This is a genomic window from Flavobacterium ammonificans, from assembly GCF_020886115.1.
Taxonomy (GTDB): Bacteria; Bacteroidota; Bacteroidia; order Flavobacteriales; family Flavobacteriaceae; genus Flavobacterium; species Flavobacterium ammonificans.
This window is the reverse complement of the sequence record NZ_AP025185.1, coordinates 1,256,536-1,268,707: the sequence shown is the minus strand read 5'-3', so window position 1 is coordinate 1,268,707 and position 12,172 is coordinate 1,256,536. Positions and strand designations below refer to the sequence as shown.

Annotated in this window: 12 protein-coding genes; all 12 read right to left on the bottom strand. The window is 26.9% G+C overall.

All coding sequences use genetic code 11. The features are described 5' to 3' along the window. Window positions 1-3: 3 nt before the first annotated feature. The 12 genes from LPC20_RS05465 to LPC20_RS05410 are packed head-to-tail and all read right to left on the bottom strand — an operon-like array spanning window position 4 to window position 12,171. On the bottom strand, window positions 4-234 hold the full coding sequence (locus LPC20_RS05465) for an acyl carrier protein (RefSeq protein WP_229323273.1): 231 nt from the start codon (window positions 232-234) through the stop codon (window positions 4-6). 14 nt (window positions 235-248) lie between these two features. Further along, window positions 249-1,259, bottom strand: a complete 1,011-nt coding sequence (locus LPC20_RS05460; RefSeq protein ID WP_229323271.1) for a 3-oxoacyl-ACP synthase III family protein — start codon at window positions 1,257-1,259, stop codon at window positions 249-251. 1 nt (window position 1,260) lies between these two features. Beyond that, window positions 1,261-1,863: a sugar transferase gene (locus LPC20_RS05455; protein WP_229323269.1), complete on the bottom strand. Its 603-nt coding sequence runs from the start codon at window positions 1,861-1,863 to the stop codon at window positions 1,261-1,263. Then, window positions 1,856-3,025, bottom strand: coding sequence for a glycosyltransferase family 4 protein (locus LPC20_RS05450; RefSeq protein WP_229323267.1), 1,170 nt, complete (start codon window positions 3,023-3,025; stop codon window positions 1,856-1,858). The genes LPC20_RS05455 and LPC20_RS05450 overlap by 8 nt, the downstream gene beginning before the upstream one ends. Beyond that, on the bottom strand, window positions 3,015-4,901 hold the full coding sequence (gene asnB / locus LPC20_RS05445) for an asparagine synthase (glutamine-hydrolyzing) (protein WP_229323265.1): 1,887 nt from the start codon (window positions 4,899-4,901) through the stop codon (window positions 3,015-3,017). Before asnB ends, LPC20_RS05450 begins: the two co-directional genes overlap by 11 nt. Then, window positions 4,888-5,973, bottom strand: a complete 1,086-nt coding sequence (locus LPC20_RS05440; protein WP_229323263.1) for a glycosyltransferase family 4 protein — start codon at window positions 5,971-5,973, stop codon at window positions 4,888-4,890. Before LPC20_RS05440 ends, asnB begins: the two co-directional genes overlap by 14 nt. Continuing rightward, window positions 5,966-7,213, bottom strand: a complete 1,248-nt coding sequence (locus LPC20_RS05435) for an O-antigen ligase family protein (RefSeq protein WP_229323261.1) — start codon at window positions 7,211-7,213, stop codon at window positions 5,966-5,968. The genes LPC20_RS05440 and LPC20_RS05435 overlap by 8 nt, the downstream gene beginning before the upstream one ends. A gap of 5 nt (window positions 7,214-7,218) precedes the next feature. Beyond that, window positions 7,219-8,289 (bottom strand): glycosyltransferase family 4 protein, encoded by a 1,071-nt coding sequence (locus LPC20_RS05430; protein ID WP_229323258.1) that lies wholly within the window; start codon window positions 8,287-8,289, stop codon window positions 7,219-7,221. Beyond that, a complete protein-coding gene (locus LPC20_RS05425; protein WP_229323256.1) occupies window positions 8,282-9,478 on the bottom strand; it encodes a glycosyltransferase family 2 protein in 1,197 nt (398 codons plus the stop codon). Before LPC20_RS05425 ends, LPC20_RS05430 begins: the two co-directional genes overlap by 8 nt. Beyond that, entirely contained in the window at window positions 9,475-10,974 is a 1,500-nt protein-coding gene (locus tag LPC20_RS05420) for an oligosaccharide flippase family protein (RefSeq protein ID WP_229323254.1), read from the bottom strand. The genes LPC20_RS05425 and LPC20_RS05420 overlap by 4 nt, the downstream gene beginning before the upstream one ends. A gap of 12 nt (window positions 10,975-10,986) precedes the next feature. Further along, window positions 10,987-11,244: a DNA-3-methyladenine glycosylase gene (locus LPC20_RS05415; RefSeq protein ID WP_229323252.1), complete on the bottom strand. Its 258-nt coding sequence runs from the start codon at window positions 11,242-11,244 to the stop codon at window positions 10,987-10,989. A gap of 57 nt (window positions 11,245-11,301) precedes the next feature. Beyond that, entirely contained in the window at window positions 11,302-12,171 is an 870-nt protein-coding gene (locus LPC20_RS05410) for an acyltransferase (RefSeq protein WP_229323251.1), read from the bottom strand. Window position 12,172 lies beyond the last annotated feature (1 nt).

The following is a 12,172-nucleotide window of genomic DNA, read 5'->3' as shown; positions in this document are numbered from 1 at the left end:
AAATTAATTAAATTTATCTTGACCGATTTTTTCTATTAAAGATTCAATTGTAGTAATGGCTGTAATATCATCTGCATTTAAAGTCATTCCAAATTCATCTGAAACAAATCCAATAAGAACCATTGCAGCCATAGAATCCCACTCTTCTAAATCCTTAATATTTGTATTTATTTCTAACTCAGACTCAAATTCTAATTCTTCTTGTAATCTAGACAAAAACACTGATTTTTCCATAATTTTATTTTTATTTATAATTTACTATTAATCTTAATTATTCCTCCTGCCCAAGAAAGCCCAACACCAAAACCTACAAGGGCAATGGTTTCTGATTTGTTTTCTTCCATTGTTGACGCATATTTTTTTAATGCAATCGGAATGGTACATGATACTGTATTACCTCCATCTTCTAAATCAACAAAGAATTTATTAGCTTCAATTTTTAATCTTTTACGCATAAAATTTAGCATAAAAGCATTGGCTTGATGGAAAATAAATTGATTTACTTTTTCAAATTCTACTTTGTTTTTTTCTAAAACTTCTTTGGTGAAATTTGGGATTACTTCATTAGTAAAATTAAACACTTCTGGTCCATTCATATACAAATGATTATCAGTATAGACATTATTAGTTCCATAAGTGATTTCTTTTGCGTCAGTATCCGTAGGGTTTCTACTACAACCATTTTTTACAATTAATTTATCATACCCCGAACCATCTGTTCCAAAAAGAAACTCTCCAAAGTATTCTTTATCATCAAATGTAATTAATGTTGCGGCTGCGGCATCTCCAAAAATAGCTCTATTAGATCTGTCTTTAGGATGCATATATTTTGAATAGGTCTCTGCACTAACTAAGAGTACATTTTTTGCCTGTCCGGAATTTATTAATCCTTTTGCTAAACTCATTCCATATACAAAACCAGAACAACCAAGATTAAAATCTAAAGCTCCAACGTTTTTATTAATTTTTAAGTAATCTTGTAAAATACAAGCTGTAGTGGGCAAAAAATATTCTGGACTTTGCGTACAATATAATATATAATCTACATTGTCTTTTGAAAATTTTTTAAACAATTTATCACATGCTTTTTTTGCTAAATCAAGAGCTGTTTCGTTTTCTTTCACCCAATATCTATTCTTAACCCCTACTTTATCTTCAAATTTAGAAAAATCATAATCAGGGAATTCAATAGCTAATTCTTTATTTGTGACTTTTCGCTCTGGATAAACATATTCTATACCTTTAATAACTGAACCCATATTAATTTCCTTTAAAAGCTTCTGCCGAAACTGAATTTTCAGCGGTTATACCTTCTCTTTTAAACACTTTTTTTATTGTTAAAAACACAATTTTACAATCTAATAAAAATGATACATTGTCAACATACCAAACATCATACTCAAATTTCTGTTGCCAACTTATAGCATTACGCCCATTTACCTGTGCCCAACCCGTAATACCTGGCTTTACTTCATGTCTTCTCTTTTGCGTTTCGTTATATAACAGTAAATATTCCGGCAGTAAAGGTCTTGGGCCTATTAAGCTCATTTCGCTTTTTAATACATTCAATAATTGTGGAATTTCATCCAACGAAGTTTTTCGAACCAATTGACCAACTTTTGTTAAACGTTTCGCATCAGGAAGTAAATTTCCATCACTATCCCTTTTATCATTCATCGTTTTAAACTTGATTATTTTGAATAGTTGCTCGTTTTTACCAGGACGTAATTGAAAAAAGAAAGGTTTACCTTCATTAACTAAAGTCAAAAGCAAGGTAACGATGAACAAAAATGGAAAAGTAATAATTAAAATAACAAAAGAGACTGTAAAATCAATTAAGAATTTTATATAAATTTTATACATTCTGCAACCCTTTTTCAATTAACAAACTCTTATATTCATTTAATATAGCATCCCAAACTACTTGTTGTTCAAAACGTGAGACTATTTTATCTCTAGCATTACCAGCTAATTGACATCTCCAATGCTCGTTATTGACCATTTTTAGCATTGATTCAAATAAAGATTTAGGATCTTTAACTGGTATTATAGTTCCATTAATTCCTTCTTCAATAATTTCATTACATCCATTAATATCAGAAACTATGCTTGGCAATCCCATAGCTCCTGCTTGCATGACCACATTAGGAAACCCTTCTCGATAACTAGGAAAAACTAAACAATTACTTATAGCAAAATAAGGTCGTACATCACTTTGAAAACCAACTGATATAATATTTGGATTTTTTTCTATTTTATTAATTGTTTCTTCAAATAAAGGATCCAAATCAGATTCAGCCCCTCCAACTAAAACTAATTTTACATTATAATCATTTATTCTTGAAAAAGCCTCAATTAATTCATTAATTCCTTTATCACCAACTAAACGCCCAACAAAGATAAATACGAAATCCGTATTATGAATATTTAACTTTGTTCTTAAATCTTCTTTTTGTACTTCTAATATGCTTTCTGAGTCGAAATAAGATGTGTCAATTCCATTTGAACTACCGTTGGCAATCACTTTTAATTTTTTAGACGATACTAATTCTTCATTAACAATAAATTGATACAAACCTTTTGAGTTAGGATAAACATTAGTAGCACAAACATAGGTGACTTTTTCAACAAAATTCAATAATTTACGTTTATTTCCTTTAGCTTCCATTAACGGTAATCCTGCAACTGTATGCAATCTAATGGGGACATTAGCTAACTTTGAGGCTAACATTGAAACAATACCCGCTTTAGGAGTATGTGAATGAACTATTATTGGTTTCTCTTTCTTTAATATTTTAAAAAAATAATACACAGATAAGATATCTTTAAATAGCGTAATCTTTCTTGTCATATTTAAGCCTATAACTCTAATATTCTCATCTTGACTCGTTTCATCTAAAGCTTTACTATTAGATGCAACTCCAATTACTTCAAATCCATTTTCAGACATGAATTTATGTTGTCCTTTTAATAATATTTTAAGGGATTCCGATACTGTTGTAACTCTAAATAATTTAGGCTTCATATGTATTTTTATACCATTTTTGAAAACAATAGTAAGTCCAAACCCTGAAAGTGTTGTCTTTTTTTAAATTCAAATGATCTTCTACTATTTTTGAAACTATATCAAACTGAAATATATTCTGTTTATTGATAAATGCTTCATCAATATATGATAATAATTCTGATCGTAAGTCAGAACGTAACCAATCTCCAACAGGAACACCAAAACCTTTTTTTGATTTATTTAAAAAGTCATTTGGAAAATATTCTTTAAAAGCTTCTTTAAGTATGTGTTTTTTATCCCAACCATTAATAAGGTAGGAATCAGGCAATTGATTGGTAAAATCCCAAAGTTCTTTGTTTAAAAACGGAGCTCTACATTCTAAAGAAGCTAACATACTCGTTCTGTCTACTTTAACCAGCATATCTCCTTCTAAACTTAACTTCTTATCAATAGCTCTAAAATTACCTATTGTATTACTTTTTGCCAACGTAGAATTCTTATAGTAATTTAAAACCGCTGGCATATAAACATTGGGTTGTAATATATCTTTCAATTCGGATTCATTAAATCCTAAAGAAATAATATTGTAATAAAAATCACCTTCATAGTTTATCGATTGAAGCAATCTATTTGCTTTAAATTTCAATCCTCTTGAATCTTCTCTAGAAGCTAATAATTTATTCACAAAACTCAAACCATTTTCATGAAGTCTTTTTGGAATTAGGCTAGTATATTTTTGATTTAACTTACCCATATAGTATTTGTTATATCCACCAAAAACCTCATCGCCTCCATCACCAGTCAAAGCTACTTTTACATAGTCTTTAGTTTTTTTAGAAACCAAATAGGTTGCTAATGCAGAAGAATCCGCAAAAGGCTCGTCAAAATTCAATATGATTTCATCAATATTAGCAGTTAAGTCTTTTTCTGAAATTATGAACTCGTGATGGTTACTATTGATTAACTTGGATACTAATCGAGATTTATCGGATTCATCAAAAGATTTTTTATCAAAACCAATTGAAAAGGTATCAATTTTTTGCTCTTGTTGTTGTGCCAAACATAAAGAGACAATAGAAGAATCTACCCCTCCCGATAAAAATGTACCAAGAGGAACATCTGATATAGATCGTGATGCAACACTTTTTTGTACTAATTCATTAGTTACTTTAATCGCTTCCTTTTTTGATTGAATCATAAATTTAGAAGTAGATTCAACTAGTTCAAGTACTTTATAACTATTTTCTACACAATCTATTTCAATGTAATGATTAGCTTCCAATTTATGAATCCCTTCATAAATAGTATGAGGTGCAGGAATATATGTCAATTGAAAATACATTGTCAAGGCAGTTGTATCAATCTCTGGTTTATTATTTAATGTTCGAATGATTGATTTCAATTCGGAAGCCCAAATAAAACCATCTTTAGTTTGAGAATAATACAATGGCTTTTCCCCAAAAAAATCACGAGCTATATATACCTTACCAATCGTTTTATCATAAATACTAAACGCAAACATTCCGTCTAACTTACCAAAAGATCTTACTCCTTCTTTTTCATAAAGTTTCAAAATTACTTCAGTATCGGAGTTGGTTTTAAATACACATCCTTGATTAATTAATTGATTTTTTAAAATTTGATAATTGTATATTTCACCATTAAAAACAATTACTTTAGACAGATCTTCTGAATAAATAGGTTGATTTCCTGTATTTAAATCAATAATAGAAAGCCTGCGCATTCCCATTGCAATCGAGTATTGATACTCTATTGCAACAAATTCACCATTTGCATCTGGGCCTCTATGAATAATAAAATTATTCATAGCTGTTAATTGCTCAGATAGATTTTCTACTTTATTAAGTGCTAAAAAACCATTAATTCCGCACATTGAATAACTGATTAAATATATTAATATAACTTATACTATTGGCTTCAACGGAATAATATTCTTCTACAATTTTTTGATTCCTAAAACCGACTTCTCTATAAAAACTTTCATTAGAAATAAATTTATTGATACATTCTACCCATTCGTCTTTATTGGTTGCAAATAAATTACTATTATTTCTATTTATTTTCACATTTGCTTCCAAAGGTGTTGATAAAGTTGGCTTTCCCATTGCCATATATTGGATAAGTTTAAAACCGCATTTTCCTCTATTGAAAGGCGTGTCTTCTAATGGCATAATTCCCAAATCAATATCATTTAAAAAAATCAATTCTTCTTTCACAGACCAATTATAAAATTCAACATTTGGGAGATCCAATTGAGATTTCAAATTGCTATCAAATCCCATAAATTTAAATGTGATTTTAGGATTTATCCCATATATTTTTTTTATGACTTCTTTAATATTAATAATATTTATAGAAGTAGATTTAGAACCTATCCATCCTATAGATATTGAATTATTACTAGTTTTAAATTGGCATTTTGATTTATAATTTGCATAGTTTACACTCGTTGGAATTTCAACTATTTTAGTTGTAAATCTATTTAAATATGATGAAAGATATGGGCTTCCAGTAATTACCGTATTTGCATATTTAACTATTGAAGGTATTTTATTTCCATACAAATATCTGACCATCTTCTTTGAATGTAAATCATAATTATGAAATATAGCATCATCATAATCCAAAATTATTTTTACATTAGTCTTATACAGCAAATATTCTAAAATAGGTGGAAAATAGGGCAATAACTCATATTCAATAAAAACTATTTTATCTGTTCTAAGATATTTTAAAACTTTAAAAATTCGTGAACAATAGGATGTCAGTATTTGATAATAATTTATTTTTTTGTTGGCATATAGATTATTAATATAATCATCATCAAATAATGGATAATATTGGATATGGAACTCTTTCTCTAGAATATCCTTATATTGAAATGACCTATACCTACTGCTTGGTCCTTTTTCTGTATATTTAGTAAAATAAACTATACTATTCATTTATAACCTTATTAGAAATTGTATTATTTTTAATAATATAATAATACTTGTAAATGATTGCTAAAACAAACCAGAAAAGACCAAGTAACCTTGGACTTCTAAAAAGATTTGCAGCATAATTTTCAAACAAAAACGAAACATAAAAAGCTATAAAAGCGCATATAAAATAAAAAAAATAACTATCTATATTGCTTTTTTTCATTTTCAATAAGTCTAAAAATATTACAATCAATAATATGGCAGAAGTAACAAAACCAACGATACCTGTTTCGGCAAAATTGTGTATATAATAATTATCCGGTACAAGATTAAATTGATTTTCTAAATCCCCAAAACCAATTCCAAAAACAAAATTATCCCATACAACATCTAAAGTTGTTGATGAGTTTTCAAATCTAGCTACAACAGACGCTCCAGAATTAGTTGAACTATCAAAAGTACTTATTGCTCTTTCTATTATAGCAAACTCTTCATAATCTGATATAAAAGAAATTATAGCTAAAAATAAAATAATAAATGTACAGAATATAAATAAAATAGTTTTTATTATATTTTTTTTAAAAAAATATAATAAAACAAATAAACCTAATATCATTCCAATGAATGCACTTCTTGATAAAGTATAAAGAACTAAAACGAAACTAACATTTTGTAAAAAAACTAGGCAATACTTATGCGTAATCGATTTAAAATCATATCGTTTAAAAGAGTAAAAAAAAAGAAAACAACCTACTAAAAAAGCCCCAGCAACATTTGGATTTGAAACAGATTCTTCTGCAATATCTGCGGCTGACAGAAAAGTACCATAAATTCTTTTCTCATAAAAATTAAATGTAAAAGTTTGATAAACAGCGGTACTAATAAACCAAATTGAGGCCATCATTAATAAATATAGAGATTTATATATATTGTTCCTATCTGCCAAAGAATATATACAAACAAATAAAATAAAATATTCAATCCATCTTATTAATTCAATAATTGAAATTATAGAAATAAATCTTGAAGAAAAAATTAATGATAATATAATTGCTGCTAAATATGAAAGAAAGGCATAAATCAACCTTTTAGGAAAAATAACTTTGTTATCAATTAATAAACATATTAATAATAAAAAAATTACAAACTCTGAATATCCTATTGCAATGTTAATTCCAATTAAACCACTTAAATTAAAATTAGTTCCAACTATTAAAACAAAAGGAACTGTATAGATCAATAAATCTTTTAAAAATTTCAATTATACTATTTTTTTAAAAGATTAATATATGAATTTAGCATTAATTCTAAGGAAAATTCTTTTGATTTTAAAATGCCCATTTGTCTCACCTCATTTATTTGAGTCGGATTATTAAGCATATAATCTAATTTTTTTTCTAAATGCTTAGTATCTCCAGAATCAAACAGAAACGAGTTTGTTTCATCAAGAAAAGTTCTAACACCACCACAATCAGAACTTAAAACCGCACATCCTGATGCCATTGCTTCTAAAGGAGGTAATCCAAAACCCTCTTCATATGAGCCAAATATGAATATATTACAGCAATTATAGAAATTAGAAATATCTTCACTTGTTTTAGGAATTTTATGCTGAGAATTAATATTTAAAGGAAGTTTAATGTTCTCATTTGAAAGTACAAATAATTTTATTTGAGATCGCAAATCACATCTCAAATTAGAAATTGCCTCAATAATTAAATCATAACCTTTAATAGGTTTAGTTGAACCAACTATACCAATCGAGTAGAATTCTCTTTGCTCAGGTAATACTTTAACTTTAAAGACATCAAGGTCTATTCCATTTGGTATAACATTTATTTTAGGATCTTTTATTTGTAATTTAATCCAATCTGAAACAGCAACTTTAATGGATGGCACAATAAAACCAATATTTGCAATCCCGATTTTTATTAGTTTAGATAATTTATTTTGTTTTTTAGTGAAATTAATTTGACTTGAAATTTCATAATGTTGTATTAGGTAAACTATTTTGGTGTTAGAAAAGTTGAATAATTTAGATAAATAAACAAATAATGGAGTTTTATAGCCTGTTGCGAAAGAAAAATCATATTTTTTTTTTGCTGAATAACGAATAAAATAAAAAAGATAAAAAAGTCTTTTTCCAAAAATGGAATTTGTATTGACAATTATCAAATTTACCTTTTCAGAAAATTGATAAAAACAATCACTTCTATAATCAGGAACAATCACATCCACAATTAATCCATTTTCTGATAAATAGTTTGCTAAATCGGTTATTACCCTTAGTCCTCCTGAATTATTTAATCCCTCTAATGGAAAACAAACTTTAATCATTGTATAATATTTTATTTATAGAGAAATTATTGCGCTTCAAATATTCTGAAAGTTTTAAATTAGCTTGGTCAATATTATGAATTTCGCTATATAATAATGCGCTTCCAAAAAATTTATTTCTTAAATTTAATATTAAGTACTTAGCTCTTCTAAATATTAAATTTATATATTCAATTAGAACTTTAAATAAATTTAATACTATTGATTTTTGAAAAGTAAATAAAAAAGAACTAATTACATATTTGTAATAACTTCTATTAAACATTAATAAACTAGCATAAATTCTTGGAAAATTATAACTAGCTACTAAATCATCTCTTCTAATCGCTTTTAAAGACATATAAGCTGACTGACTCCAAACAGTTTCAACCGAAAAAATATTAGGTATTTGTTTCGGCCATGAAACAATAGCATTTCTAGAAATATGCTTTTGATCGTTTAATGATCCATGATGCTTTTTTAGATTACTTGATCCTGCAGTACTTTTTATGGAACTTCCAGCAATAAAAATCGGATAATCAATTACACAATATTTATTTATATATGCTGAAGCTACAATTGCTCCTGAAAGATCTGGGCTGACACCAGGAAAATTTGTTCCTATTTCATTTTTTGCTTTTTTTAAAACATCATTTTTAATGATCCCATAATATATTTTTGGAATATAAAATGAATCTGCTAAATCCATACCACAAGTTCTACTTAATTGATTTAATCCATTTTTAACATTTAAAAAAGAAAAATTATTATTGAATTTTTTTATCTTTAAAGTTCCACCAATTGTAGAATTATCTTTTAAATGATTTAAATCTGGCCATATATAATCAGCTATAAATTTAGGTGTCACTGCATCAATATTATTTTTTTTTGCCCATTTTACCAATTCTATTATTTCAGGGTTTAGCCCATCATCATCGCCCATGGTGCAAACATATTCTCCATTAGCATTATCAATACCAATTTGAAAATTTTCTACTACAGTGAGAAATTCATTTTTTCTAATATACTTTAATCGTGAATCTGAAATATTTGAATAAATCCAATTTTGCAACAAATCCTCATCGCTATTGTCTACTACAACTAACTCAAAATTATTATATTCAAAATTTAAAATAGAACAAATACAGATTTTTGCATACTCAACCCTATTTTTTGTTGGAATAACGATTGATAAAGCTATATTACTCATTTAAATATTTTTTTTAATCTTTTGATGTATTTCTCGTAATCTTTTGTTCTAAATAAAAAGACTATAGCAACTAATATTGAAACTATTGTAGATAATCCTATCCAAAAAAACTGTCCAAAACGACTTGGCCAAAAATTAGTAAACTGATTAAAGATATATGTAATTATCAATATAATTATTAATGGTTTAATATAATTGTTTATTGAAAATTTTAATTGAATAATATCTGGCAAGAATTTTTTATGTACTAAGTAAACATAAATAATTGTTATTAACGACTGAACTATGCACCAAGTTATTGCTGCTCCAATTGCACCATATATATTTGTCATGATCCAATATCCTGGCAATGTAACTATTAAACTTAAAATTCCTAATATATTATTAAGTTTAGTGTAGGCATTTGCTATTGCTAAATTAAATGGAAGAATTTGAAAAGAATACACAATCATTCCAACTGACAAAATCGGTATATATATTGAAGAATTATTTGCTAAACCCAAATTATTTGTCCAAATCCAAATTAAATTTTTGCCATTAAATAAAATATTAAGTCCAAATGAAAAAACTAAAATTGAAATAAATAAAGTCATTTTTTCATACAAATCTTTGACCTCAACATATTTGTCTTGAGAAAACAAAGAAGAAATCCTTGGCATAACAGCTGATGAAATTGGATTTACTAATAAAATAATAGATTGAGCTAATGAAATTGCTAAAGTGTAATATCCCAAAATATTAATTGGCAATAGCTTACTAATTGCAAGTTTGTCCATTTGTGTATTAAAACTTGCCACTAAAGACACTAAAAAAATTCCAGCTGCAAACTTCCATGTATTGTTTAATACACTTTTATCAAAAACAGGTTTACGAAATATTGGTATTTGTACATTTAATTCATTTAATAGGTTATATCTCAAAACTAATGCATAAATTATGGTAATTATTGATTGCCATATAAAGTACAATTTCAAACTAGGAAAAAAATAAATTGGTATTATTACAATTCCATTTCTAAAAATACCCCATATAATCTGATATGTGTTCGCTTTTATTTGTTTCTCCAAACCCATAAAACCTCCTATATAAAACTCACATAACAGTTGAAATGAAATGCCAAATCCAATAATTTTTATAAAAAAAGACACATCATCAGGTGAGACTTTATCAAGATTTAACCAATTATGAGAAATAAATCCTGAAAAAGTGAAAAATAATAACAAAATAACTAGACTAATAAAATAGTAGAAAAGTTCAAATGTTTTTATTGTATTAACTTTATCATTATTTGAATTGGTTTTTAGTGCAAATTCCCTAGTAAGTGTAGTAGATAAACCCGCTCCCAGAACAAACATAAAGCCTGACAAAACTAGTGAAAAACTTATTATAGAATAAGATTCAACTCCTAGAAATTTTATATATAAAGGAGTAAACAAAAAAGCGGATAAAAACCCCCAAAATCTTCCTAAAAAATTTGCTAATATGTTTCTTAACATTTACTAATATCTTTATTTCTTTGAAGGTATATAGCTGACATTTTTAAATATTAGTTTATTATCTTCTAAGAATGCATTTGGATATGGATCTGTTAAGCATTTAATAAAATTATATATTTCTTGTAAAGTCATTTTATTAAAATCCCCTAGATTTAATTTACTATCCTTAAATTTTCCAAAATCAAAATCTGTAAATTGATCACTTAAATCAGTATTAGTGATCTTCTGATTAGGAAAAACATATTTTATATTCTTAATTTCTGCCCCCATTTATTAAATTAAGTATTTATATAATTAGATATTTATTATGACTAAAAGTAAAATAAATTAATTATTAGGGATGAATCTTGCTTTGTTATTGTACAAAAACTTATAAATAGCTCTCTCGGATATCGAATTAGTTTTATTAAATGTTTTATCGAATAAATAAAAAATACTCTGAGACAAATCAAGTGACTTAGTTTTTGATTTTGTAAAAATTACATTTTGATTTTCTTTCAAATTAAAAAGATTTAATTCACTTTTGTCTACTTCTAATTTAAAAATTCCGTTGCTTAGCTCAACAAACTCATACAACCATAATTTTAGCATATCAAATTTTTCATCTATTGTTTTTGGAAGGTAAAATTTAACATGCTCCATAATCTTCGCCGGACTACCTGAATATGCTTTATCTGGCAAAGTATCTTTTGTAATTACAGAATTAATTAAAGCTGTACTTCTTTTCCCAAGAACAATTCCTGAACCAACAACACAACTGCCTACCAACCAAACATCATCATTTATGATTGTTTTTCTCTTAGCATAAAGTATACATCCTTCAATTTGTTCTCCACTTGCTACATGGGTCCAAATTTGAGAATACATACCCACTCTTACACCATTTCCAATTTCCAGTCCTCCCGCACCATCTAAAATCGTATTTTGTCCAAACCAGCAATTATGCCCTATTCTCATTGAATCTTCCGGCATTATTAGCATATCATTATGAAAAACATTCCAATCTCCAACGATAAATTCACCGTGAATATAAATTCTTGTATTATCACTTATAATATTATTATCACCTATTAGTGCGATAACATTAGGATTACTTCCTAAAATTTCAATTACAACATTTTTTCCAATTCTATTATACTCACCCAAAATAACATTAGGATGAATCTTTGCTGATTTGTCAATTTCATTTGTATTCATA

What these genes read in the sequence shown, in the direction of transcription:
- LPC20_RS05465 (WP_229323273.1), bottom strand. Translation starts at nt 234, where the DNA reads ATGGAAAAATCAGTGTTTTTGTCTAGATTACAAGAAGAATTAGAATTT.
- LPC20_RS05460 (WP_229323271.1), bottom strand. Translation starts at nt 1,259, where the DNA reads ATGGGTTCAGTTATTAAAGGTATAGAATATGTTTATCCAGAGCGAAAA.
- LPC20_RS05455 (WP_229323269.1), bottom strand. Translation starts at nt 1,863, where the DNA reads ATGTATAAAATTTATATAAAATTCTTAATTGATTTTACAGTCTCTTTT.
- LPC20_RS05450 (WP_229323267.1), bottom strand. Translation starts at nt 3,025, where the DNA reads ATGAAGCCTAAATTATTTAGAGTTACAACAGTATCGGAATCCCTTAAA.
- asnB (WP_229323265.1), bottom strand. Translation starts at nt 4,901, where the DNA reads ATGTGCGGAATTAATGGTTTTTTAGCACTTAATAAAGTAGAAAATCTA.
- LPC20_RS05440 (WP_229323263.1), bottom strand. Translation starts at nt 5,973, where the DNA reads ATGAATAGTATAGTTTATTTTACTAAATATACAGAAAAAGGACCAAGC.
- LPC20_RS05430 (WP_229323258.1), bottom strand. Translation starts at nt 8,289, where the DNA reads ATGATTAAAGTTTGTTTTCCATTAGAGGGATTAAATAATTCAGGAGGA.
- LPC20_RS05425 (WP_229323256.1), bottom strand. Translation starts at nt 9,478, where the DNA reads ATGAGTAATATAGCTTTATCAATCGTTATTCCAACAAAAAATAGGGTT.
- LPC20_RS05420 (WP_229323254.1), bottom strand. Translation starts at nt 10,974, where the DNA reads ATGTTAAGAAACATATTAGCAAATTTTTTAGGAAGATTTTGGGGGTTT.
- LPC20_RS05415 (WP_229323252.1), bottom strand. Translation starts at nt 11,244, where the DNA reads ATGGGGGCAGAAATTAAGAATATAAAATATGTTTTTCCTAATCAGAAG.
- LPC20_RS05410 (WP_229323251.1), bottom strand. Translation starts at nt 12,171, where the DNA reads ATGAATACAAATGAAATTGACAAATCAGCAAAGATTCATCCTAATGTT.